Genomic DNA, 23750 nt, shown 5'->3' with positions numbered 1-23750 from the left:
TCCCGTACGGGTCATACTAAGTGCAGTAGATGAATTTACATCTACTGCACTTTTTAATTTACTTGATATTTAGATTTATAACAAAGCTATAATAAATGAAAGCCTACACAGAAGGATTAAACTGTGTAGGCTTGTTGTTTTTCAAATTAGCGATTAAATTTTTCGCCCTTTTCCATATGGGATGCAAAGAGGTGTACCAAAGATTGGATCTGTCGTCATTTGGCAATCAAGGTCAAACACATGATTAACTAAATCAGTGGTCATAATTTCTTCTGGTTTCCCTTGACGATAGACACCACGGTCACGCACTGTAATAATATGATCGGCATAGCGACAAGCAAGATTAATATCATGTAGTACCATAATAATAGTTCGCTTTTGCTGTTGGTTCAATTCGAATAGTAAATCTAAAACGTCTATTTGATGAGTTAAATCTAAGTATGTCGTAGGCTCGTCTAAAAGAATGATATCTGTATCTTGAGCAAGCGTCATAGCTATCCAAGCACGTTGACGTTGTCCTCCTGATAGCTCATCTACTGGTCTATCTTGTAAATGCTCTGTACCTGTAGCTTTTAAAGCGCTTAAAACGATTTCTTCATCCTTTTCAGTCCACTGTTGTCGCCAACTTTGGTAAGGATAGCGACCTTGTTTCACAAGTTGTAGGACAGTTAAGCCTTCTGGTGCAACAGGAGATTGAGGAAGAATAGAGAGGTTTTTAGCCACTTGTTTTGTAGATAATTTAAAAATATCCTCACCGTCTAATAAAACGGAGCCTTTTTTAGGTTTTAATAATCGAGCAATGGAGCGTAAGAGTGTGGATTTACCACAGCCATTCGCTCCGATTAATACAGTAATTTCATTCAAAGGAATAGATAAATTGAGATCTTCGATAATATTGAAATCACCATAACTTAATGTTAGAGATTTGGTTAATAAAGATTCAGTCATGTAGTATAGACTCCTTTATTTTTTAGGGTTTCTAAATAATAAATAGATAAAGTAAGGAGCACCGATAGCAGCAGTAAAGACGCCTGCGGGTACTTCTAATGGGCTAAATGCTGTACGACCTATAATATCTGCAACCATTACAAGCAATGCGCCAATTGCAGCGGATGCTGGAATAAGTACACCGAACGATGAACCAACAATGCGTCGTGCAATATGAGGAGCCATTAATCCTACAAACCCAATAGCACCAGCAAATGCTATGGCACTCGCTACTAAACTGGAGCATAATAGAATTAAGTAAAGGCGTGTTTTTTGAACAGGCTGCCCTAGGCTTGATGCTGTATCATCACCTAATTCTTGAACATTTAACTGCCGAGTAATAAAAAAGGTGATAAGTAGAAGTACAATAATCAATGGAACAACGATTTGTACTTGATCCCAATCCGAACTTTTGACACTACCCGTAATCCATTTATTCGCTTCACTTGCTTGATAAATTGGGCCGATAATCATTAACATTGTAGTAATTGCTTGCATGAATGCCGACACGCTAATACCGATTAAGACAAGACGATTTGGTGTGACACCATCTTTCCAAGCAAATAGGTAGACTATACATCCGACGATAGTAGCACCTATGAATCCTGCTAATGGCAACCACTCTATACTAACTGTTAAAGAGTGATTAGAATCACTGAAAATGGCTAAGAAACCAACAACCGCTGCCCCACCACCAGCAGATATGCCGATTATATCAGGTGAGGCAAGTGGATTTTTAATGATTCCTTGTAAAACTGCACCTGCGACGGCTAACGCCATTCCAGCAAACAAGGCCATGAAAATTCGAGGCATTCGAAAATCAATAATAATCAGTTGATCAAAATCTGAGCCGTAACCAAAAAAAGCTTGTAAAACTTTAAATGGATTGATGAATGAATCACCAAATGATGCACTAAGAAAGAACACGGCAAGAGTTAGTATGCAAATCACTGTTAATTTTTTTATAGCTTGTACATCTATTAAAAATGAAATTTTTTGTTGAAGTAAACGAATTGTTTTTACATGTTTCATTATTTTTTTCCACCTTTTCGCGCAAGGTAAATAAAGAATGGTGTGCCAATCATAGCAGTCATGACGCCTACTGGAACTTCTTGTGGCATGATAATATAACGAGCCGCAACATCAGCCAGCAATAAAAGTATCCCCCCAAGTAAAGCAGCCATAGGAATAAGCCATCGATGATCAGTGCCGACAAACTTGCGCGCAAAATGGGGAACGACAATCCCTATAAAACCAATGGGGCCAGCAATTGCAACTGCTCCCCCTGCTAAAAAAATAACAATAAGACCGACCAATATCTTCATAAGTCCTAAACGTAAACCAAGACCTCTTGCTACATCATCGCCAAGAGCAAGAATATTCATTTTGGGGGAAATGATGAGGGCAGCAATCCACCCAATTACTAGATACGGTAGAACAGATAGTAGAATTTCAAGTTTTCTACCTTGTACAGAACCTGCTAACCAAAACAAAACTTGATCAAGCTCTGCTTCATTTGTAGCGAGTAAACCTTGTGTAAATGATGCAAATAGGGCACTGATGGCAGCACCAGCTAAAGTTATTTTCACTGGAGTAACAGCATCTCTACCTGAGAAACTAATCCCATAAACGGATAAAGCAGCGATTGCAGCACCAAGAAATGCAATCCACGCAAAAGATTGCAAGCTTGAAATGTGGAAAAAAATCATGGCAAAGACAACAGCAAAGCCTGCTCCTGCATTAATGCCCAAAATTCCAGGAGAGGCTAATGGATTTTTCGTTAAGGTCTGCATAAGCACGCCTGTAATAGCTAATGAAGCACCAACGCAACTGGCTATAAGAGCTCTTGGAATTCGAACATTTTGAATAATAAGATGCTCATTTGAATTGTTAAATTGTCTAAAAGATTCATACGTAGTTTGAATAGAAGTATTTGCATAACCATACACAATACTGATCCCCATAGAAAGAAGTAATAGTATGACTCCTACTAGTAAAGCAATCATTTTGGAATAATTATTTTTTAATATCATATTTAACGTGTACTCTTTTCTTGGAAAATTATTAAATTAGTTATTGACTTTGATAGTTACATACAATACGATTAATATCGTTCTTAGACAGATGAAAGTGATTTTCATTCTCGTCAAATATGCTTAAACATTTTATCATATACATTGGAGGAAGAAAAGGTGCAAAAAGCTTTTCAAAAACTATTAGTTTTACTAGCTGTGGTTGCTATTTTTGTTCTGGCAGCATGCGGTACTTCTAAGGATGATGCCAAAGAAGAAAGTACAAAAGAAAGCAATGCTTACAGTGTTGACCACGCAATGGGGACAACTGAAGTAAAAGACACACCAAAACGTATCGTTGTTTTAACTAATGAAGGAACAGAAGCATTATTAGCTCTAGGTATTAAACCAGTAGGTGCTGTTCAATCTTGGACAGGCGATCCATGGTATGATCACATCAAGGATCAAATGGAAGGTGTAGAGGTTGTCGGTATTGAACATGAAATAAATATCGAAAAAATTGCTTCTTTAAAGCCAGATTTAATCATTGGCAATAAATTACGACAAGAAAAAGATTATGCTAAACTTAGCAAAATTGCTCCAACTGTGTTTTCTGATACATTACGTGGTGACTGGAAAGAGAATTTTAAATTATACGCTAAAGCAGTAAATCAAGAAACAAAAGGTGAAGAAGTTCTAAAAGCTTACGAAGATAAGTTACAAGCTCTGAAAGAAGAACTTGGAGAACAAACCAACCAAGAAGTTTCATTTGTACGCTTTATGGCCGATAAATCTCGTATCTATTACACAGATTCATTCTCAGGTGTGATTTTTGATGCTTTAGGATTTAAACGTGTTGCAGCGCAAGCAGATTTATTTAAAGATAATGCTAAACTAGGAAACTTAGCGATTGAAGTAGGGAAAGAAGCGATCCCTCAAATGGATGGGGATGTTATTTTCTACTTCACGTACATGCCAACAGGCGATGATTCAGCACTAGCAACTGAACAAGAGTGGACACAAGACCCGCTTTGGAAAAACTTATCAGCTGTCCAAAAAGGCAATGCACATAAGGTGGATGATGTCATTTGGAATACGGCTGGAGGCATTTTAGCTGCGAATATTATGCTAGATCAAGTGAAAGAAATCTTTGTTAAATAATTTTCTTATAAACTATACATTTATCGATGTTCGATAAATGTATAGTTTTTTTACTTCCTAATATATACTCTCCTGGTACTTTAAAGTTAGATAGACTATGATGTAGATATTGACCATAAATTGAGGGGGATGACGATGAAGGAAAAATTAAGGTGGGTTTATAATCAGCATTATTTAGAGCAAGATCATATAAAACAAGCAACAGCAATACTTCCATATTTTTCACTAGATCAAGTGAAGAAGGTTGGTCAATTTCAGCGTACATATGAGCAATTTGAGAAGACACCACTCCATCATCTTGAGGCACTATCTTCATATATGGATGTAGAAAAAATTATGATTAAAGATGAATCTTATCGATTTGGTTTAAATGCCTTTAAAGTTTTAGGAGGTATTTATGCAATTGCGCAATATGTTGCCAATAAGCTTGGAAGGAATATAGAGGAGCTATCGTTTGAACAGTTAAAAACTCCAGAAGTAAGAGCGCAAGTAGGCAATCTAACATTTATTTCAACGACAGATGGAAATCATGGTCGTGGTGTGGCATGGGCTGCAAGAGAACTGGGTTTTCAAGCAAGAATATATATGCCAGCTGGTAGCGCCGCTGAGCGGTTACTGCATATTAAAAGTGAAGGGGCTTTTGCTGAAATTACGACAATGAATTATGACGATACTGTTCGTTATACCTCACAGCTTGCACTAGAAAATGGTTGGGTTTTGATTCAGGATACAATGTGGCAAGGCTATGATGAAATTCCATTATGGATTATGCAGGGGTACACAACCCTTGTACAGGAGATTGTTGAACAGATACAGCAAGCCCCAACACATGTATTTTTGCAAGCTGGTGTGGGGTCCTTTGCCGGAGCAGTAGTAGCATTTTTACAGCAATACTATGAGCAGGATATTACATTTGTCTTGGTTGAGCCACATGTCGCTAATTGCTATTATGAAAGCTTTAAGAAAAATACAGATCAATTTGTCACTGTTGGTGGGGAGATGCAAACTATAATGGCAGGTCTTGCTTGTGGTGAACCGAATCCACAGGCTTGGCAAATCTTAAAAGCCTACACAAAAATAAGTATCTCCTGTGAGGAAGAAATAGCAGCAACAGGTATGCGCGTTCTAGGAAATCCTTTAGCTACAGACACTCGCATTATAGCTGGTGAATCAGGAGCGGCGCCATTTGGTTGCTTTTATGAAATAATGACTGATGAACAATATAAGGAATTAAAACATACCTTGCACCTAAATGAACAGGCAAGGGTGCTGTTTATTAATACAGAGGGTGATACAGATAAAGAGAGTTATCGAGAAATAGTATGGCATGGGAAATATGCGAATCAATAGCAAACTAGTGATTTACTAGTTTGCTATTTTCCTTTTGTAAAAGGATTTGAAAGTATAATTAAGTTTAATTAAATTTTTTTATTTTAACTCTTGACCTTAACGTTGCGTCAAAGCTTACAGTAGCATTAGTGGAGGTGATGAGATGGAATATACCATTCAGGAGCTTGCTCAACTATCGGGCGTTAGTACAAGAACATTGCGTTATTATGATGAAATTGGATTGCTGAAACCAGCAAGAACCAATGAGGCAGGTTATCGATTTTATGGCCAATGGGAGGTCGATATGTTGCAGCAGATTTTATTTTACCGTGCTTTGGATATGAAATTAGCGACAATTCAGGCTATTATTCAAGCACCAAATTTTCAGCATGCTGAGGCGCTCAAAACACATAGAGCTGCTTTGCTTCAACGCAAAGAGCAGTTGGAAACGATCTTACAGACAGTAGAAAAAACAATACAATCCATTGAGGAGGAACAACCAATGTCTAATGAAGAAAAATTTAAAGGCTTTAAAGAAAAGTTAATTGAGAATAACGAAAAGCAGTACGGCAAAGAAATCCGTGAGAAATATGGGAATGAAACAGTGGATGCATCCAATGCTAAGCTTATGAACATGACGGAGCAACAATATCAAGCGATGCAACAGCTAGAACAGCAAATGTTTGAACGTTTAGCAGAGGCAATGAAACTTGGAGATACAACAAGTGACATTGCGATGGAAGTTGCAGAGTTGCATAAACGCTGGCTCAACTTTACGTGGAAAGAGTATTCCAAAGAGGCACATGCAGGGCTGGCACAAATGTATATTGCTGATGAACGCTTTACAGCTTATTATGATGAGCGTGGTGAAACAGGAGCAGCGCAATTTTTGCATGACGCCATTATAGCTTATACAAGTAAGTAAATAGGTCTTCCTTATGCTGACATGTTTTAGAAATCGTAAAACAGGAAAAAATGAAAGCATGAGGAGGAGATTATTGTGGATCAACAGGTAATGCAACAATTAAAAAGACAACTAGAGCAAGAATTACAAGAAATAGAACAACGAATAGAAGAATCAGAGCGACCTCAAGCGACAGAATTATCGAATTATGATAATCATCCAGCTGATAATGCAAGTGATTTAACGGATCAGCTTACAGAAATGGCTATTGATGAGCATCGTGGTGATAATGCTGAAGAAATAAAAGAAGCTCTTCAAGCAATGGCAGACGGTACATATGGCAATTGTACAGTCTGTGGTAAAGAAATTCCGATTGGTCGCTTAAAGGCAATGCCGCAAGCTCTGACATGTGTGGAACATGCAGAAAAGAAAGAAGACAATTTACGACCAGTGGAAGAAGATGTTCTTTCTTCGACACCAAAATCAGATGATTTTATTGAGCTGGAGGAATTCGGCTCTTCTGATACACCACAGGATAAAATTTAGTAAGTTTTTCCTCGCAGAAGCAGTATAATAACTGTAGAGGTGAGGATATGAAGATTATTGATTTACATTGTGATGCGCTTTTAAAGTTAACTACTCTTGAAACGGCCAATTTTGCTGAGGATGTACGAATACATGCTAATCAAAAAAGATTGCAATTAGGGCAAGTAGAGGCGCAAGTGTTCGCTATCTTTATTGACCCAAAAATCCCACAAAGTTTACAATTTCTTGAGGTCATGCGCCAAATCGAAGCATTCCATACTCACGTATTACAAACAGAGGGCATGGTGCATATTACAGATTGGGCACAGTTAGATCAATTAGCTTCCCACGAAATTGGAGCCATTTTAAGCTTAGAGGGCTGTAGTGCCATTGGCGAAGATTTAACAAAACTGACAGCTGTACTGGATGCAGGGGTGAAGTTGGTAGGTTTAACATGGAATGAAGGAAATGCTGTGGCCCATGGTGCTGAACAGGATGCAACTCTTGGTTTAAAGCCATTTGGTAAAGAAGTTATACAATTATTAAATGAACGCGATATTATTATTGATGTGTCCCATCTAAATGAGCAAAGCTTTTGGGATGTCTTGCCGCTTGCAAAGCATATTATTGCAAGCCATAGTAATGCACGTGCACTATGTGATCACCCGCGTAACTTAACTGATGCCCAGGCAAAGGCACTTGTTGAGGCGGGAGGACATATCCATGTAGTTTATTTCCCACTCTTTATAGGCAAAGGTGCAACACTAGACCATTTAGTGGGGCATGTGGAGCATTTAGCTAAACTGGTAGGTGTGGAGCATATTGGATTAGGCTCCGATTTTGATGGGATTGATAGGACTGTCAGTGGCTTAGCCCATGCAGGAGAGGCACAAAATTTACTAGAGGCATTACGTACACGCTTTTCAGATGAAGAAGTGTATGGTATTGCAAGCCAAAATTTCCGACGCTATGTAAAAAAAGCAGCAACCCGTTAAGGCTGCCGCATCTTAATAAAAGAAATAATGAATTAATAAACCGATTCCTAATAGGAAGCCGAAGAATGTATTTGTTTGCGCTGTATATTTCATCGCAGGCATTACCTCTTTGGCTTCTTTTTTGTCTCGGAAAATTTGAATGGCACGTAATGGTTTTGGAATACTTAGGAAGATGATTAATGCCCAAAAAGTAATACCATCAACTGCTACAAGAGCAATCACCCATAAATAAGAGACGATAAAAAAGCCTGATAACACGGAAATTGCATTATCACGTCCTACCAAAATAGCTAAGGTTTTTCGTCCGCCTTCTGTATCGCCAACAATATCACGTATATTGTTCGATAGCATAATGGCACCGACTAAAATCATGCTTGGTACAGAGAGCAAGACAGCATCTAGTGTTACTGTAAGCGCTTGAATATAGAAGGCAATTAATACAATGCCCATCCCCATTACTGCGCCAGAAACAATTTCACCAAATGGCGAATAGGCGATTGGGTATGGTCCACCTGTATATAAAAAGCCAATAAGCATACAAACAAGTCCGACAACAGCTAACCACCAAGATGTTGAGGCACATATGTAAATGCCAAGAAGCATGGCAATAGCATAAAAGCTTAATGCAATCATCATAATTGTTTTTGGCTGTACACCATGACGGACAATCGTTCCGCCAATCCCGACGGAATGCTCGTTATCTAATCCTAATTTGTAATCATAATATTCATTGAACATATTCGTTGCTGCTTGTATAAGCATACTTGCAATGAGCATAGCAAAAAATAGTCCAAAATCAATTGTTTCTTTTTCAATTGCTAAGGCAATTGCTGTTCCTAGGAATACAGGAACAAATGAAGCGGTTAAAGTATGTGGACGTGTTAAATGCCACCACACTTTAAAACCCCTATCAGCTTCAATGACTTTGGTCATAAGGTCTTTCTCTCCTTCAAATGTTGTCGACTCTTCTTATTTTAAACGAAGATTGAGAAAATGGGTAGGTTCACAGCTTATTACATACTGTTTAATGAAAAAAAGTGATACAATAGAACATGCATTTATGAACTGAAAATAAAAAAGAACAATTAGCAACAGTACGAATAACGTGTTGCCAACTAAAATATGATGTGTTATTTAACCATCATTCATTATGTACATTGCAACAACGGAGGTAATTTTCATGCAACAGAAGTGGTACCAAGCCACAGAAGTAGAAGTGGACTCTTTGGGCCAAAGCCTTCATTTTTATATGGAAACAATTGAAGTAAGTCGTCTATCTGCACTGGCGTTCTATGCAGCTGGCGAGGAATGTTATAAAGGTGAACGATTTTATTGGCAAAATAGAGAAAAAACAATGACATTAGTTGGGCTAGGACATGCTCATACTATTCAAAACAACGCTAAAGAAAACCGCTTTGATGCAGTTGAAGCGGAATGGAAAAACATAACGAAAAACTGTCCAAAAGGTCAACAAGCGTTACAACCAATTTTGTTTGGCGGTTTTACATTTGATCCTCAAAATAATGTAGACGGGGAATGGACGGATTTCCCAGAGGCTTATTTTGCATTAGCAACGTTTCAACTGGTGATACGCGATGATAAAGCATACGTAAGTATTCACCTTTTGACACAAGACCAACAGGCTGAGGATCAGTTCGAAGCGCTAAGAAAAGAGCGCGATCATTTAATCCATGCAGCTCAGGTTAAAGAAGTGAAAACGTATACAAAACCTGAAATCATAAGTTATTTTGAACCATATAAAGAGCCTTATTTAGCCTCAATCGATCAAGTGACAGCATTAATTAAACAGAAAAAGGCAGATAAAGTGGTCATTGCACGATCACTTGCTTTGCAATTTAAAGAGTATGTATCCGCACCACAAGTACTTTCTCAAATTATTCATGAACAACCAGAAAGCTATTTATTTGGTTTAGAGCATAGACATTTATTATTTTTCGGAGCATCACCTGAACGACTTGTGAAGGTAGAAGATGGTCGAGCATTTTCTTCTTGTGTTGCTGGCTCAATTAAACGAGGTAAGACTGCAGAGGAAGATGAGGCTTTTGGACAAAGTTTATTAAATGACCCTAAAAATGGCGGAGAACATCAGTATGTTGTGGATATGATTGCGGAAACATTCCGTAAAAATTGTGTGGACATGACGGTGCCAGATAGACCACGCTTGTTAAAAATACGAGATATTCAACATCTGTATACGCCTGTTGAAGGTCAGTTAAATCAGGATGCAACAATCTTACAATTGACTAAATCATTACATCCAACACCCGCTTTAGGTGGTGTACCACGCAAAGAAGCATTGGCAGCCATCCGTAAATATGAGCCGATGAATCGGGGACTGTATGCTGCGCCAATAGGCTGGCTAGATGCAGAGGGTAACGGTGAGTTTGCAGTTGCCATACGTTCAGCAGCCTTACTAAATGATAAAGCTTATTTATATGCAGGCGGTGGAATCGTCGCAGATTCAGAGCCGCAATCTGAATATGAAGAAACATTAGTAAAATTCCGTCCAATGCTTCGTGCGCTAGGGGGACAATTACATGAGTGAACGAAAAATACTAACAGATTATGTTTATAAAATGGTCGCATCGCTAGTGCAAGCTGGTGTAGAGAATGTTGTCGTTAGTCCAGGCTCACGTTCAACACCGCTTGCTTATGCGGTTGCTTCTACTAAACAAGTAAAAATGTATCGGCAGGTAGACGAGCGCTCAGCAGCATTCTTTGCGCTAGGGCTTGCTAAGGCAACTACTAAGCCTGTGGTTCTTTTATGTACATCTGGTACAGCAGCAGCTAACTATTTTCCTGCGATTGTGGAGGCAAGCTATGCACGTGTACCATTAATCATTATAACAGCTGATCGCCCACATGAATTACGTGAGGTAGGCGCCCCACAGGCTATCAACCAACCCAATTTATATGGTTCACATGTAAAGTGGAGTGTTGATTTTCCGTTAGCAGATGGTGCTGAACCAACATTGCCTTTTATTGAGCGTCATCTTGCTCGTGCGGTAGCCATTGCCACGAGCGCACCTTTTGGACCAGTCCATATTAATGTACCTTTCCGTGAACCACTATTAATTGATTTACAGCAGGAGCTACCAGCAGTGACGTTTAAGCACAGCAGTATGGGACAATTAACCCCAACACGCGGGGATCAACAGGAACTATCCTCTATTATACAATCAACTAAAAGAGGTTTTATGATCATTGGTGAGTTAGCTCTTGGTACAGAATTATCCATAGTTTGGGAATTTGTACGTCAGCTGAAGTGGCCTGTCATTGTTGAAAGTTTATCGAATATGCGTACATCCGTACCAGAGGATTGTTTACCATTTATCGTGACAACCTATGATGCCATTATGAAGAGTGATGACTTCAAAGCACTGGTACAACCAGATACAGTAATCCGAATAGGGGCACAACCAGTTTCGAAGTTTATAATGCAATTTATTACAAAGTCACGCCCAAATGCGTATGTGATTATCGATGAAGACCCTATGTTTAGAGATGCTACAGGCGTATCTACGCATTTTATTCATGCGAATGTCAATCAGTGGCTAACAGAATTAGCTATCACTGAAACGGCTATCGAGGAAACATACTTAGCCGAATGGCAAAAAGCAAATCAGCTTGCTTCTATGTTTATTGAACAATACGCAGAGGTAGAAAAAGATGAAGGGGCTATAGTCAGTCGTTTACTCAAAATGATTCCTGACGGTAGTGATATTTTCGTTAGCAGTAGTATGCCAGTACGGGATATTGATACATTTTTATTGGCTACACCGAAAGATTTACGTGTTTTTGCCAATCGAGGAACGAACGGGATTGATGGTGTCGTATCAACAGCAATCGGTTTCAGTCAGGGAAATAATCGAGAAAGTTATTTACTGATTGGTGATTTAGCCTTTTTACATGATGTGAATGGACTCATTGCTTCCAGATATCAGGAATGTAACTTAACGATTATTGTGATGAATAATGATGGCGGTGGTATTTTTTCCTATTTACCACAGTCAACTGTTGAAGATCACTATGAGGATTTATTTGGCACACCAACAGCCCTTGAATTCCGTGACATTGCACATATGTATGATATGGACTATGTACGTGTGGAAACAATTTCTGAGCTTTCTGAGAAATTTTCAACATGTAAAAACCATTCTTTACGATTAGTTGAAATATTTACAGATAGAACCGAGAATGTGAATGCACATCGAGGTTTATGGAATCGAATTAATGCGGAGTTAAAAGCATGACAAAGTGGATGATTCGTGGTCTTGAAACCCATGTAGATATATGGAATGAAAACGGTGAATATACAGTCGTTGCCTTACATGGATTTACTGGTAGCTCAGCAACATGGCATAATCTAGCACAAGCTCTACCTTATGTGCGTGTTATTGCCGTTGATTTAATCGGACATGGTCAAACAGCTATTCCACAGCACGTACAGCGTTTTTCTATGGAGGAGCAATTACAGGATTTAGAAGAACTATTTTGCCAGCTTCATTTAGAGAAATTTACGCTGTTGGGCTATTCAATGGGTGGAAGAATCGCTTTATCTTATGCCATTTCGTATCCAGCTCGTATACATCAGCTCATTTTAGAAAGTGCATCTCCTGGCTTGCGAACAATGGAAGAGCAAAATGAACGTTGTAAGCGAGATGAAGCACTAGCGCAAAAAATAATGACGAATGGTGTACTGTCCTTTGTCAATGCTTGGGAAAGCATACCGCTTTTTGCTTCACAGCAACGTCTACCTAAAACTGTAAGAGAAAATATTCGAGAAGAGCGACTATCACAGAAAGAAGAGGGACTTGCTGGTAGCTTGAGAGGTATCGGGACAGGCGTTCAACCTTCAAATTGGGATAGATTGTCGCAACTAGAAATACCTGTCCTGTTAATTACAGGTTCATTGGATGAGAAATTTTGTAAAATTGCACTAGAAATGAAAGCGCTATTAAATACTGTTAAGCATTTAACAGTAAATGACGCTGGACATGCAATTCATGTGGAAAATCCCGCTGAGTTTGCTACAATAGTAGAGGAGTATTTAACGTAATATACGATTACGTTAGCGCCTCGCTAGAAACGAGACGAATTTAATGATATAGGAGGCAATTCAATGACACGTCAATGGACAACATTACATACTTATGAAGATATTAAGTATGAGTTCTATAACGGTATCGCAAAAATTACGATTAACCGTCCAGAAGTGCGTAATGCATTCCGCCCAAAAACGGTAATGGAAATGATTGACGCATTCTCACGTGCACGCGATGATAAAAATATCGGTGTTATTATTCTAACTGGTGAAGGTGAACATGCTTTCTGCTCAGGCGGAGACCAAAAAGTTCGCGGTCACGGTGGCTACGTAGGAGAAGATGAAATTCCACGTCTAAACGTTCTTGATTTACAACGTTTAATCCGTGTAATTCCAAAACCTGTAGTAGCAATGGTAGCTGGCTACGCAATTGGTGGAGGTCACGTTTTACATGTTGTCTGTGACTTAACAATTGCAGCTGACAATGCTCGCTTTGGACAAACTGGACCAAAAGTAGGTTCATTCGATGCTGGTTATGGCTCAGGCTATCTTGCTCGTATTATTGGTCATAAAAAGGCACGCGAAATTTGGTACCTATGCCGTCAGTACGATGCACAACAAGCACTTGATATGGGCTTAGTCAATACAGTTGTGCCTTATGCGCAATTGGAAGATGAGACAGTTCAATGGTGTGAAGAAATGCTTCAAATGTCACCAACTGCACTACGCTTCTTAAAAGCAGCGATGAATGCAGATACAGATGGTTTAGCAGGTCTTCAACAAATGGCTGGAGATGCTACACTTCTTTACTACACAACTGATGAAGCAAAAGAAGGCCGCGATGCATTCAAAGAAAAACGTCAACCAGATTTCGGTCAATTCCCAAGATTCCCTTGATTAGTAGGGGGTTTAAAGCTCGTATCTTTTGGAGATACGAGCTTTTTATATGTCTTAAACAGATTGAAGATAAAAATAGGGGATAGAAGTGTCTAAGAGGTGGATAAAACTCAATAGGTGAAGGATAGAGGTATTCATTAAAAAGCTAGATACTACATGGATAATAGACAAACTATATGGGAAAGCGTTAAGATGTAGGGTGATTGGAGTGACAAAGATGTATCCTAACTGGATTTTACAAAGAGCTTATTTAACACCTTTCCGCAAGGCACTTACTTTTAAAAAGCAAAGCTGGACTTTTCAAGAATTGAATGATGAATCGATAAAACGTGCTCGACAATTAGTGACACTCGGTATTCAACAGGGTGATCGAATTGCTATTATGGGGCCAAGTAAGCCTGAGCTTGTAATCATGATGTATGCCTGCATGCATCTGCAATGTGAAATGGTGATGCTTAATCGTAGACTATCACAGGATGAGCTGGCTTATCAGCTAGAGGATTCAGAGGCTGTAGCGGTATTAGTTGCCGATGAGGATGTAGAAAAGCTACCATTTGAAACAACCTATCATTTATTTTCAGCAATTGAAAAGGGTGCAGAGGGTGCAGTAGATATTGTCAAGGAATGGCCTCTTCATCAAACAACAACTATTATGTATACGTCAGGTACAACGGGCTTCCCAAAAGGGGTTCGCCAAACAGTTGGAAATCATCAGGCTAGTGCCACTGCCTCCGTTTTAAATATTGGGCTACAGGCTCAGGACGTTTGGCTATGCGCGGTCCCTTTATTCCATATTAGTGGATTCTCCATTTTAGTGCGTTCACTGCTATATGGAAATCAAATCTTTTTATATGAGCAATTTGATGTGGAATCTATCGCACAAAATATTATGGATGGGGATGTCACCCATATGTCTGTTGTAGCGGTGACCTTGGAACGAATTCTACATACGCTAGAGCAACGCAATGCGAAAGCGTCATCTTATTTTAAGTTAATGTTAGCTGGAGGTGGACCTGTTCCCGTGGATTATTTAGCGAGAGCACATGCGTTAAATTTAGCTGTCGCACAAACGTATGGGATGACAGAAACCTCCTCACAAACAGCCACATTGGCAAGTGAAGATGCTATGAGGAAAATTGGTTCTGCTGGAAAGCCTTTATTTTTTAATCAAATAATGATTGCTGAGCCAAATGCTAAAGGTGAAGGGGAAATTTGCATACGAGGTCCTCATGTCACACCTGGCTATATTGGACGTTTTGCACAAAAAAATGCAACGAAGGCTGGCTGGCTTCATACAGGTGATATTGGTTATGTGGATGAAGAGGGTTATTTATACGTCATTGATCGAAGGGCAGATTTAATCATTTCAGGGGGAGAAAATATTTATCCTGCAGAAATAGAAAATGTACTACTCACACACCCAGCTGTCAAAGAGGCGGGTGTATGCGGTATGCCTGATGAACAATGGGGTCAGGTACCCATTGCCTTTATCGTGTTAAATGAGCAGGTATCTGTTGAGCAACTAAAGGCCTTTTGTTTACAGAAACTTGCTAAATATAAAGTGCCTAAAGAAATGATTATTACAGACAGTCTTCCGCGCAATGGTGCGGATAAATTGTTGAGACGGAAATTATTACAATAAAAACTTCGTAAAAGAAGTCTTCTAAAAAGGAAGGCTTCTTTTTTATTTGAAACTTTTAGCATGAAATTAATCATTTATTAACATAATAAAAAAAGAGAGGCATAAACTATTTAGTAAAGGAGAATGACTCATATGAGGAAATATATATATAATGTTGTCATTATATTATTTGTTCTACAAATGAGTCATGTGCAAGTATTTGCAAACTATGAAAAAGAAGATGTAGCAACAGCTCATTCAATTGAAACACTACAATCTCTCATTAATAAAGAAGTTATGCATCTATCATCCGAATTCTCGATTCGTTATACTGGTGACTTAGCCGAGATAAAAGATGAACTAACAGAAATTACTAAAAATGCAATTGAAAACTCTTATATTTATACTAATATTTCAAGTTTCCAATGGAAGTACGAAGGTTATAGCAATAATATTGTCATTGCCTTTGCATTTACGTACCATCTATCACAAACAGAGGCGTTATTTGTCGAGCAAACTTTGGAAAATATTATTGCACCTATGCATGGATTAAGTGACATAGAAAAACTACAGGCTGCACATGATTTTATTGTATTGTCCGCGGAATACTCTAAGGAAACAGAAGGAAGTCAATATTCTCCATATACATTATTAACGGAGAATAAGGGCGTCTGTCAGGCATATGCTTTAGTGCTATATCGAATGTTAGAAATGCTGGGTTTTGAGGTACAATATGTACCAGGAAAAGTAGGAGAACAGCTACATGCCTGGGTATTAGTGAAACTTGATCATGCTTGGTATCATATTGATGTGACATGGGATGACCCTTTGCCTGATCGTAAAGGAGAAGTTCGCTATCAATATTTTTTAGTGTCGGATCGCCAATTAGCACAAGATCATACATGGGATTATGCAAGTTTCCCTGCTGCAACAAGCGAAAAATATATAGATTTACAGGAAGAAACAAAAAGACAAAGTTTAGCGTCACCTATACAACATCAATTGAATGAAATTATGGGGTTATCAATCATCGGAGAAAATCGGTTAGCCGTACAACCATTAGTGGAGCAGCCGATGAAGCTTGTTACTCAAAAAACAAATAAACAAGACAATTTAGTTCAGTTTAACTTTACTGAGTGGCCACCGATGCTAGTAGAAAGTAGTATAATGGCTTTTGTTGTCCTTCAGCCAAAAGCTAAGCATGTGACTAAGCAAAAAACAATGAAGTGGCTAGGGTCTTTTTATCGAACGGAAAAACGGATGCCACAAGAAAAATACGTCATAATAAAGGAGGTGTCCCAATAGAGGGGCACCTCCTTACTCATATTATTGAACGCTTAAAGCTTTTTCTAATGTTTGAATATTTTTTTGCATCAATGTGAAATAGGTTTCCTTATTTTTTTCATCATCAGCTGTTAATACGCTTAAATTATGCAAGACAAGAGATTCTGCACCAACTTCTTTTTGAATAATCTCTGCTAATTTGGAAGAGACATTTTGTTCAAATAAAATATAGTGAATGTGCAATTCATTTGCTTTGTCTACAATCTTTGTTAATTCCTTTTGAGATGGCTCATTTTGTGAATTCAAGCCAGCAATCGGCACTTGAGTTAAGCCGTATTGACCAGCAATATAGCCAAATGCAGCATGGGATACAAAGAATGTTTTATTTTGTGCTTTGTCAGTCATTGCTTCGAAATCTTGATCTAAATCCTGTAATTCTTTTACTAATGCATCATAATTTGTGTTAAAAGTTGCCTCCTGAGCTGGCATTTTTTCAACTAGTGTGTTTTTGATAGCCAGTGCTAAGTCTTGACTAATTGTAGGAGATAACCAAACATGCGGATCGATATCGCCATGCTCATGCTCATCATGTCCATGTTCTTCACCTTCATGTTCATGCTCTTCCTCGGTTGTACCGTGCTCATGCTCATCATGAGCGTCTGCTTCATGTTCTTCCTCTTCTGCATGAACATGTCCTGTGCTTACAGCTAATTTATCATCTGAAACGTCATCAGCAGTTGCCACCATTGTGACATCTTCGTTCGCTAGAGTTTTTTTAGCGTTTTCTACAAAGCCTTCAAGTCCTAAGCCAATATAGAAAAAGATATCAGCATCTGCTAATTTCATCATATCTTTTTGAGTTGGCTCGAAGGTGTGTTCATTCGCACCAGCTGGGTAAATTGAAGCTACTTCAACATAATCTCCACCAATGCGCTGTGCAAAATAGCTTAATGGATAAACCGTTGTATAAATACTTAATTTATCTTTTTCCTCAGTCTTTTGGGATGTGGACGATTTGTCTCCACAAGCGGCAGTAAATAAAGCAAGAACTGCGACTAACAATAATACAGATAGTTTTTTCATATAAGTAAGATACCTCTCTTAAATAGTAATCATTACGATTTGTTTTTTAGAACAGTTATTATGATAACGCACAACTTAAAAAAGTACAAGAAAAAAATGCCCTCCGAAATTAATTCTTTTTCGAAGGCCATTTTTCAGGCACAGGATCAAAGCCACCAGGATGAAATGGATGGCATTTGGATATACGTGTAATGGTTAAGAGGAAGCCTTTGAATGCACCGTGCTTTTGAAAAGCTTCGAGCCCATAAGAAGAACAGGTAGGATGAAAACGACAAGTAGGTGGCGTCATAGGTGAAATAAACTTTCTATAAAACTGGATGAGCCAAATAAAGGGGTATTTCATCGTTGCTCTTCCTTTTGCTGAGACGTATGTTGTTCAGGCTTTGGATCAATTGTTTGTGTAAAAATATTATTTTTTTTCTTCATAATGATAATGACAGAAACACCAAACATTAGCATCATCATCGCAATCATAATGATAATTGGTAAAGGTACGCCCATTTCTTTCACTCCAAATTCAGTAATGGTATTTAATTTTCCTCTTGATGATAGTTTTGCTTCGGTTTTTCATCAACAGTATGTTTAAAGGCATAGGCACGGTTTACACTGATAATTGTCGCAATGGTGATTAAAATAACGATGATAACTGCGACTATTAAGAGCGTAGTTAAACTCATAGTATTCACTCCGTTCTTTATTCATCATACCTATTATAAATTATCTGGTCCTATTAATTGTGAAGGAAGTTTGACATAAAAGCGAATAAAACCCCACCTATCACTCCATACTATGGAAAAAGGAGTGAATCGTAAAGATGGATCGTCAGCGCGTATATTTTTCACTTGCCAATAGAACGTATTATACCAACCCCTATGCAGGACCATGGAATTTCGAACTCAATGTAGATCGACAGGCATTAGATGTATTTGAGAGAATCTTTCAGCAAATGCAACTGTTAGAAATTTCGAATGCATGGCGTGCACAGTTACCGTATATACAGTATCACCAAGACAGAGAAAATGATGAAATAGATAAAAGATTAATGAAAATCTATGCACTTGTTCATGAATATGGAGATGATGATACGAAGGCATTCGTTGAGCAGCTTCCTTATTTCAACAAACGTGTCTAGCGAATAGGGGAAAAGGTCACTGAATCAGAAGTGACCTTTTCTTCTATTAACAAATGGCTTTTAAAATTGTAAAAACCGCTTCTCGAGGGACGATGATGGGGATAGTGAGTTGATCTTTAATCATGTTTTTCATTGTTGTGGAATAGCCCATACAATCAAGAATAAGCAAATCGGCTCCTTGCTCTTCTAATTGTTGTGCTTTTGACAATAAATGTTGGTTATCAAAGTGGTATGGGGAGCTTGCTGAAAAAGTTACATCGAACTGTGCTTTTTGCCATTTCTCTGCAACCGTTCGATGTTGTTCGGGTTCGGGGCCTATTAAACCAATGGCTAATTCTGTATGTAAGCCCTTCACTAAATTAGTCATCATACGATCAGGTAGTAAAAGATTTTTATAGGATAATTTATTCGTAAAATCTCCTGTACACATAAGTAGTATCCAAGTGAATTCATGTAGATCATCAATGCAGCTTTGAATATAAGGCATGAGCTTTTGTTTACTGAGCTTTACTTGTCGACCATTGGTAAGAAGTGTCACTAAAACATCTGAGTCCTCAAGAGAAGGCGAAAGTGTAGCAATTTCCTCTGAGGATAGTGAATCAAGTACACCGAATTCATGAACATGTAAACCTGCTTCTCTTAATTGCTGTATATCCTCAGCCATATCTTTACGAGGTGCCTGACCAATTGTTACAACGGCAATTTTCGAATGTTGCATTGCGCTCACTCCGCTTCGTAATATTTTTGTCCATTTACATAAGTTTGTAAAACCTTTGCTTCTGTTTCAAAAATAGGGTGCGACCAAACAACAAAATCAGCATCTTTGCCTTCCTCAAGGCTGCCAATGCGGTGATCAAGCTGTACAAGCTTAGCTGCATTGATCGTAATACTTTTGAGGGCTGTGTCTTCATCTAAACCATAACGAATCGCTTCTGTGGCACAATACTTTAAGTATTGAATTGGTACAAATGGATGATCTGTCATGATAGCAAATGGAATATTATGTTCTTTAAAAACGGCAGCAATTGCTGGTGTAGAATGACGCGTTTCGTATTTAGATGGCGTTAACATATAGGGCCCAAGCGTTGCATGGAATCCACTTTCTTTAACGGCATCCACAATGAGATAGCCTTCTGTGCAGTGCTCTAAATGAAGCTTCACATTAAATTCTTTGGCAATTCTAATTGCTGTCATAATGTCATCTGCTCTATGGCAGTGAAGGCGAAGTGGCATGTCGCCTCGAAGTACTTCAATAAACGGGCGTAACTCAGCATTTTCTTTAATTTGCTCAGTTTGTTGTTGTTCATTGAGTTGACTTGCACGTTGGAAACCATCTCGTAAAAGCTGTGCAATGGCCATACGAGTCATCGGCTTGCGCTTATACTGATTGCCAAAGACGTTTTTCGGATTTTCCCCTAGGGCCCCCTTTAAACCGCTCCGCTCTAATAAAACACGAGAGGAAAGGGTAGGTCCTGCTGTTTTAAGAATGCTCCAAATACCACCTATGACATTGGCACTACCTGGCCCAGTTTGCACAGTGGTTACGCCCCCTTCTAACGCATGTTGAAAGGAAAAGTGTCGGATATCTACACTGTCTAAAGCGTGCATAAGAGGTGTAAAGGGTTCGCTATATTCATTGGCATCATTAATGTCTTCAGTGACTTCAGCCCATGTTCCGACATGTGCATGAATATCAATTAATCCTGGTGTAACATAAGCTCCCTGTAGATCAACTAGCTCTGCTTGTGGGGGAAATTCTTTGGCTGGTCCAATATAGACAATACGCCCATCTTCGATCCATAACTGTTCACAAGTATCGTTCTGCTCATTGACTGTATGAAACTTTGCATGATGATAAATAATCATTGTGTAAACCCTTCTTCCCGTGCATAAACTTTTGTTCCTTTAATATAGGTTGCGACAACCTGGGCATCTAAATTTAATGGATGCTTATCCCAAATAACAAAATCAGCAAGAAGACCATCACGAATAGCACCTGTTTTATGGGCAATCCCTAGAAAATTTGCAGCCCCGGTTGTCAGAGCATATAGCACGTCCTGGCGTGCCATACCTTCTCTTACAGCTAAGCATCCTTCTAATGTTAGATGCGAGGTGCTACTAACAGGATGATCCGTACAAAAAACGAATGGAATATTGTTCTTATACAGTTGATGATACAGTTTGGGTGATAGTGCCATCATCTCATTGTGCTCAATATATCGAAATGTAGGACCAGCTATAACCGTATTAAAGGATGTTTCATGAAGGAATGTAATTTCAGTGCCATGGATAATATGAAAATCAAAAATTGACCCAAATTCTTGTTGAAGGCGGCTAATGAATTCAAGATCAACGGCTTTGTGCGCTCGAATAACGATTTTCGTAATGGACGGCTCCTGTTGCTGAATTTGTTGTAATGTTTCTCTTAAAATTTTGGCGATGCCCATACGAGTGAGTGGTTTTTTCTTTTCAGCGAAAAAAGTACTTTTTGCCTGATGTCCAATAGAGAAGGAATAAGCCACATCTTTTGAAATAACCATTTCATCAACCGTTGTATGTGTATGGTGAATAATAGCCGTTTTTGCACCTATCAAGCTTTTAGGAGAGGGAACAATATGAGATGCAGTCACCCCATGAGAAACAGCTTTTTGAAAAGCAGTATCAAATGGGTATATGCCATCAACTACAGAGTATTGCAAATGTGAGTCAAATTCATAGCTATCATCACCTTCCCAACGAATCCCTATTTCAGCTAGACCGATTTGTGAGCAGCTATCGATAAAACCTGGTGTAATATAGTAGCCATCTAAATCCAACTCTGTTTCAGGTGAATGAGTAGCGGGTTCAAAGTATTGCCCTTGCACTTGAAAAGATTGCTTATTAAAGCTACGAGTCTCAGAATTAAAAACAAGTCCATTTATATAGCGTGTCATCGGGTCAAATCTCTCCTTATGAAGAGAAAAGCGGAGACTGGTATCTCCACTTTTCAAGTTTAATTATTTAGTAATGGATACGTTTGTACCATTTGGATGCACAATTTGTACGGAGTTATCAGCAGAAACCTCAAAGCCCTGTACTTTTTTGTTTACACCTGCAACCGTTTGTGTTGCCTCTAATTCAATACGAGGAACATCCGCTAAAATCAGCTTTAATGCTTCTTGGTATAATTTTGCACGTTCTTCTTGCACTACTGTTTCTGATACGGCGCGTTCTAATAATTTATCCACTTCTGGATTGCTGTAGCCTTTACCATTTCCTAACGCACCAATTTGATTTGTGTGGAATAATTGATAAAGGAAGAAATAAGGATCTGGGTACCAAGTCCAGCCACCAATATTCATTGGCGCATTACCCTTTGCCACAGTATCACTGTAAGTACCCCATTCAAGCACTTTTATTTCCACATCAATATTTAAGTTCTTCTTTAACTGACTTTGGAAAATCGTTGCGTAAGGAACACGTGCTTCTGATACGAAAATCTCTGTCTTGAAGCCATCAGCGTAACCAGCCTCTGCTAGTAATTTTTTTGCTTCTTCTGGATTATATTTTGGTACCATATCAACTAACGATTTATCATATCCCCATGAACCAGGTGGTAATGGTAAATAAGAAACATCGCCGCCACCCCATTGGTTAACGCCAGAAATAATTTCCTCTACATTTGTTGCCATATAAATCGCTTCACGAACGCGTTTGTCAGCAGTTGGACCTACTTTGTTATTAAGATCAAGATAAACAATCGATAGACCTGGATTTGTTAAAAGCTCAAGGTTACTATCTTGGTTGATGATTTCTCGGTTTTGACCTTTAACGTCCATGGCAATATCAATATCACCAGAACGTAATGCGTTTGTCATCATATTTTGATCGGAGATAAACTTCATTGTTAAGTTATCGACATTTGGCTTATCGCCCCAGTAATTATCGTGACGAACTAATTTTACTTCTTGGTCTTTTTTCCATTCTGTTAGTTGGAATGGACCTGTACCAACAAAGTGTTCAGAAAAATTATCGCCCCATCCTTCAACTTCTTCTTTTGGAATAATAATATTCCCTGCATCCGTTAGCATAGCAAGTAGGGCAGCATTTGGTGTAGCTAAGTGAATCTCTACTTCATATTCCGATAACACTTTCACTTCTGTTACACCACTTAAACGATTCATAGCAGATTCTTTAGCAGAGCGTTCTAAAGAGTATTTCACATCTTCAGCTGTCATTTCACGGCCATCCTGATACTGACCTTTTTGGAATTTAACACCTTCGCGTAATTTGAATGTGTAGACTAACATATCCTCTGATACATTCCATTCAGTTGCTAACGAAGGGATGATATCAGATAGATCTTTGTTATAAACAACTAACGTATCACCCATTTGGCGCATCACCTGTGATTCATAAACCCCTGTATATTTGATAGGATCAAATGTTTTTGCATTGGCTGACAAACCAATATTTAATGTGCCTCCAGAAGTAGCTTCTCCCTCTTTTTCATCCGTTGTAGTACTTTTCTCAGTGTTTCCACCACAAGCAGCTAAAACACCAATTAGTAAAGTTAAAAAGAGTAGTAGTAAAGACTTTCTTACGTTTAATTTCTTCATATGCACTAGCCTCCTTAGTTTTTGTTTCACAATATGAACCGTTGATTCAAAAATGGTAGGTTCGAGATTAAAATTAGCACACTTGTAAATAGAAAGTAAATATAAAATTACAAAGATTCAGAAAAAAATATATTTACAAACAATTATTAAGTGGTGT

24 protein-coding genes are annotated in these 23750 nt (G+C 38.5%); 12 read left to right on the top strand and 12 right to left on the bottom strand.

The window, feature by feature from the left end; all coding sequences use genetic code 11:
• Positions 1-153: 153 nt before the first annotated feature.
• Genes C7B89_RS19325 through C7B89_RS19315 form a run of 3 tightly spaced genes read right to left on the bottom strand, consistent with a single transcriptional unit; the run spans position 154 to position 3020 of the window.
• Positions 154-948: an ABC transporter ATP-binding protein gene (locus C7B89_RS19325; protein ID WP_054549894.1), complete on the bottom strand. Its 795-nt coding sequence runs from the start codon at positions 946-948 to the stop codon at positions 154-156.
• 15 nt (positions 949-963) lie between these two features.
• Positions 964-2019: a FecCD family ABC transporter permease gene (locus C7B89_RS19320; RefSeq protein WP_048391031.1), complete on the bottom strand. Its 1056-nt coding sequence runs from the start codon at positions 2017-2019 to the stop codon at positions 964-966.
• On the bottom strand, positions 2019-3020 hold the full coding sequence (locus tag C7B89_RS19315; protein ID WP_048391034.1) for a FecCD family ABC transporter permease: 1002 nt from the start codon (positions 3018-3020) through the stop codon (positions 2019-2021). The genes C7B89_RS19320 and C7B89_RS19315 overlap by 1 nt, the downstream gene beginning before the upstream one ends.
• A gap of 159 nt (positions 3021-3179) precedes the next feature.
• Here C7B89_RS19315 and C7B89_RS19310 point away from each other — a divergent pair, with 159 nt between their 5' ends.
• From C7B89_RS19310 to C7B89_RS19290, 5 genes are all read left to right on the top strand, one after another.
• A complete protein-coding gene (locus C7B89_RS19310) occupies positions 3180-4160 on the top strand; it encodes an ABC transporter substrate-binding protein (RefSeq protein ID WP_115674336.1) in 981 nt (326 codons plus the stop codon).
• 135 nt (positions 4161-4295) lie between these two features.
• On the top strand, positions 4296-5510 hold the full coding sequence (locus C7B89_RS19305; protein ID WP_115674335.1) for a diaminopropionate ammonia-lyase: 1215 nt from the start codon (positions 4296-4298) through the stop codon (positions 5508-5510).
• A gap of 142 nt (positions 5511-5652) precedes the next feature.
• Positions 5653-6414, top strand: coding sequence for a MerR family transcriptional regulator (locus C7B89_RS19300; RefSeq protein WP_048391040.1), 762 nt, complete (start codon positions 5653-5655; stop codon positions 6412-6414).
• A gap of 75 nt (positions 6415-6489) precedes the next feature.
• Positions 6490-6939 (top strand): TraR/DksA C4-type zinc finger protein, encoded by a 450-nt coding sequence (locus C7B89_RS19295; protein ID WP_066038115.1) that lies wholly within the window; start codon positions 6490-6492, stop codon positions 6937-6939.
• A 47-nt stretch (positions 6940-6986) separates the two neighbouring features.
• Complete coding sequence (locus C7B89_RS19290; protein ID WP_115674334.1) at positions 6987-7913, top strand: dipeptidase; 927 nt, start codon at positions 6987-6989, stop codon at positions 7911-7913.
• A 12-nt stretch (positions 7914-7925) separates the two neighbouring features.
• Here the strand turns inward: C7B89_RS19290 and C7B89_RS19285 are convergent, their stop codons facing one another.
• Positions 7926-8846, bottom strand: a complete 921-nt coding sequence (locus C7B89_RS19285) for a 1,4-dihydroxy-2-naphthoate polyprenyltransferase (protein ID WP_016992515.1) — start codon at positions 8844-8846, stop codon at positions 7926-7928.
• Positions 8847-9093: 247 nt separating this feature from the next.
• On the opposite strand from C7B89_RS19285, the gene C7B89_RS19280 reads away from it, so the two are divergent.
• The 6 genes from C7B89_RS19280 (at position 9094) to C7B89_RS19255 (ending at position 16801) form a co-directional block, all read left to right on the top strand.
• Positions 9094-10479, top strand: a complete 1386-nt coding sequence (locus C7B89_RS19280) for an isochorismate synthase (protein WP_066038112.1) — start codon at positions 9094-9096, stop codon at positions 10477-10479.
• Positions 10472-12187, top strand: coding sequence for a 2-succinyl-5-enolpyruvyl-6-hydroxy-3-cyclohexene-1-carboxylic-acid synthase (gene menD, locus C7B89_RS19275; protein ID WP_066038111.1), 1716 nt, complete (start codon positions 10472-10474; stop codon positions 12185-12187). Before C7B89_RS19280 ends, menD begins: the two co-directional genes overlap by 8 nt.
• Positions 12184-12993, top strand: coding sequence for a 2-succinyl-6-hydroxy-2,4-cyclohexadiene-1-carboxylate synthase (gene menH / locus C7B89_RS19270; RefSeq protein WP_115674333.1), 810 nt, complete (start codon positions 12184-12186; stop codon positions 12991-12993). Before menD ends, menH begins: the two co-directional genes overlap by 4 nt.
• Before the next feature lie 63 nt (positions 12994-13056).
• Positions 13057-13875, top strand: a complete 819-nt coding sequence (menB, locus tag C7B89_RS19265; RefSeq protein ID WP_004225917.1) for a 1,4-dihydroxy-2-naphthoyl-CoA synthase — start codon at positions 13057-13059, stop codon at positions 13873-13875.
• A gap of 217 nt (positions 13876-14092) precedes the next feature.
• Entirely contained in the window at positions 14093-15517 is a 1425-nt protein-coding gene (locus C7B89_RS19260) for an o-succinylbenzoate--CoA ligase (RefSeq protein WP_115674332.1), read from the top strand.
• Between the two features lie 132 nt (positions 15518-15649).
• Positions 15650-16801, top strand: coding sequence for a transglutaminase domain-containing protein (locus C7B89_RS19255; RefSeq protein WP_048391056.1), 1152 nt, complete (start codon positions 15650-15652; stop codon positions 16799-16801).
• A gap of 21 nt (positions 16802-16822) precedes the next feature.
• On the opposite strand, the gene C7B89_RS19250 is transcribed toward C7B89_RS19255, so the two are convergent.
• The 4 genes from C7B89_RS19250 to ytzI form a co-directional block, all read right to left on the bottom strand.
• Positions 16823-17863 (bottom strand): metal ABC transporter solute-binding protein, Zn/Mn family, encoded by a 1041-nt coding sequence (locus C7B89_RS19250; RefSeq protein ID WP_103118691.1) that lies wholly within the window; start codon positions 17861-17863, stop codon positions 16823-16825.
• A 109-nt stretch (positions 17864-17972) separates the two neighbouring features.
• A complete protein-coding gene (gene yidD, locus C7B89_RS19245) occupies positions 17973-18206 on the bottom strand; it encodes a membrane protein insertion efficiency factor YidD (protein ID WP_016992521.1) in 234 nt (77 codons plus the stop codon).
• Positions 18203-18364, bottom strand: a complete 162-nt coding sequence (locus C7B89_RS23125; protein ID WP_004225927.1) for a hypothetical protein — start codon at positions 18362-18364, stop codon at positions 18203-18205. Before C7B89_RS23125 ends, yidD begins: the two co-directional genes overlap by 4 nt.
• Positions 18365-18393: 29 nt before the next feature.
• Positions 18394-18540, bottom strand: coding sequence for a YtzI protein (ytzI, locus tag C7B89_RS19240; RefSeq protein ID WP_004225932.1), 147 nt, complete (start codon positions 18538-18540; stop codon positions 18394-18396).
• A gap of 137 nt (positions 18541-18677) precedes the next feature.
• Between ytzI and C7B89_RS19235 the strand changes: the two genes are divergently transcribed.
• The gene (locus C7B89_RS19235) at positions 18678-18995 is read left to right on the top strand and encodes a hypothetical protein (protein ID WP_009371464.1); all 318 of its coding nucleotides are present in this window, start codon (positions 18678-18680) and stop codon (positions 18993-18995) included.
• A 46-nt stretch (positions 18996-19041) separates the two neighbouring features.
• Here the strand turns inward: C7B89_RS19235 and C7B89_RS19230 are convergent, their stop codons facing one another.
• The 4 genes from C7B89_RS19230 to C7B89_RS19215 all read right to left on the bottom strand — a co-directional run bounded on the left by C7B89_RS19230 (position 19042) and on the right by C7B89_RS19215 (position 23593).
• Positions 19042-19713, bottom strand: a complete 672-nt coding sequence (locus C7B89_RS19230) for an AroM family protein (RefSeq protein WP_054549906.1) — start codon at positions 19711-19713, stop codon at positions 19042-19044.
• A 5-nt stretch (positions 19714-19718) separates the two neighbouring features.
• A complete protein-coding gene (locus C7B89_RS19225; RefSeq protein WP_054549907.1) occupies positions 19719-20861 on the bottom strand; it encodes an amidohydrolase in 1143 nt (380 codons plus the stop codon).
• Complete coding sequence (locus C7B89_RS19220) at positions 20858-21928, bottom strand: amidohydrolase family protein (protein ID WP_009371458.1); 1071 nt, start codon at positions 21926-21928, stop codon at positions 20858-20860. Before C7B89_RS19220 ends, C7B89_RS19225 begins: the two co-directional genes overlap by 4 nt.
• A gap of 63 nt (positions 21929-21991) precedes the next feature.
• Entirely contained in the window at positions 21992-23593 is a 1602-nt protein-coding gene (locus C7B89_RS19215; protein ID WP_048391069.1) for an ABC transporter substrate-binding protein, read from the bottom strand.
• Positions 23594-23750 lie beyond the last annotated feature (157 nt).

The organism is Lysinibacillus capsici (genome assembly GCF_003367505.1).
GTDB lineage: Bacteria > Bacillota > Bacilli > Bacillales_A > Planococcaceae > Lysinibacillus > Lysinibacillus capsici.
Note: the sequence above shows the minus strand (reverse complement) of the source record. Positions and strands in the feature narration are given on the sequence as shown.

Excerpts from the sequence above, each read along its gene's own strand:
- C7B89_RS19290 (WP_115674334.1), top strand. The coding sequence starts at position 6,987 with ATGAAGATTATTGATTTACATTGTGATGCGCTTTTAAAGTTAACTACT.
- menB (WP_004225917.1), top strand. The coding sequence starts at position 13,057 with ATGACACGTCAATGGACAACATTACATACTTATGAAGATATTAAGTAT.
- C7B89_RS19325 (WP_054549894.1), bottom strand. The coding sequence starts at position 948 with ATGACTGAATCTTTATTAACCAAATCTCTAACATTAAGTTATGGTGAT.
- C7B89_RS19315 (WP_048391034.1), bottom strand. The coding sequence starts at position 3,020 with ATGATATTAAAAAATAATTATTCCAAAATGATTGCTTTACTAGTAGGA.
- C7B89_RS23125 (WP_004225927.1), bottom strand. The coding sequence starts at position 18,364 with ATGGGCGTACCTTTACCAATTATCATTATGATTGCGATGATGATGCTA.
- C7B89_RS19235 (WP_009371464.1), top strand. The coding sequence starts at position 18,678 with ATGGATCGTCAGCGCGTATATTTTTCACTTGCCAATAGAACGTATTAT.
- yidD (WP_016992521.1), bottom strand. The coding sequence starts at position 18,206 with ATGAAATACCCCTTTATTTGGCTCATCCAGTTTTATAGAAAGTTTATT.
- C7B89_RS19300 (WP_048391040.1), top strand. The coding sequence starts at position 5,653 with ATGGAATATACCATTCAGGAGCTTGCTCAACTATCGGGCGTTAGTACA.
- C7B89_RS19230 (WP_054549906.1), bottom strand. The coding sequence starts at position 19,713 with ATGCAACATTCGAAAATTGCCGTTGTAACAATTGGTCAGGCACCTCGT.
- C7B89_RS19220 (WP_009371458.1), bottom strand. The coding sequence starts at position 21,928 with ATGACACGCTATATAAATGGACTTGTTTTTAATTCTGAGACTCGTAGC.
- C7B89_RS19305 (WP_115674335.1), top strand. The coding sequence starts at position 4,296 with ATGAAGGAAAAATTAAGGTGGGTTTATAATCAGCATTATTTAGAGCAA.
- C7B89_RS19250 (WP_103118691.1), bottom strand. The coding sequence starts at position 17,863 with ATGAAAAAACTATCTGTATTATTGTTAGTCGCAGTTCTTGCTTTATTT.
- menH (WP_115674333.1), top strand. The coding sequence starts at position 12,184 with ATGACAAAGTGGATGATTCGTGGTCTTGAAACCCATGTAGATATATGG.
- C7B89_RS19215 (WP_048391069.1), bottom strand. The coding sequence starts at position 23,593 with ATGAAGAAATTAAACGTAAGAAAGTCTTTACTACTACTCTTTTTAACT.
- menD (WP_066038111.1), top strand. The coding sequence starts at position 10,472 with ATGAGTGAACGAAAAATACTAACAGATTATGTTTATAAAATGGTCGCA.
- C7B89_RS19280 (WP_066038112.1), top strand. The coding sequence starts at position 9,094 with ATGCAACAGAAGTGGTACCAAGCCACAGAAGTAGAAGTGGACTCTTTG.
- C7B89_RS19285 (WP_016992515.1), bottom strand. The coding sequence starts at position 8,846 with ATGACCAAAGTCATTGAAGCTGATAGGGGTTTTAAAGTGTGGTGGCAT.
- C7B89_RS19225 (WP_054549907.1), bottom strand. The coding sequence starts at position 20,861 with ATGATTATTTATCATCATGCAAAGTTTCATACAGTCAATGAGCAGAAC.
- C7B89_RS19320 (WP_048391031.1), bottom strand. The coding sequence starts at position 2,019 with ATGAAACATGTAAAAACAATTCGTTTACTTCAACAAAAAATTTCATTT.
- C7B89_RS19260 (WP_115674332.1), top strand. The coding sequence starts at position 14,093 with ATGTATCCTAACTGGATTTTACAAAGAGCTTATTTAACACCTTTCCGC.
- ytzI (WP_004225932.1), bottom strand. The coding sequence starts at position 18,540 with ATGAGTTTAACTACGCTCTTAATAGTCGCAGTTATCATCGTTATTTTA.
- C7B89_RS19255 (WP_048391056.1), top strand. The coding sequence starts at position 15,650 with ATGAGGAAATATATATATAATGTTGTCATTATATTATTTGTTCTACAA.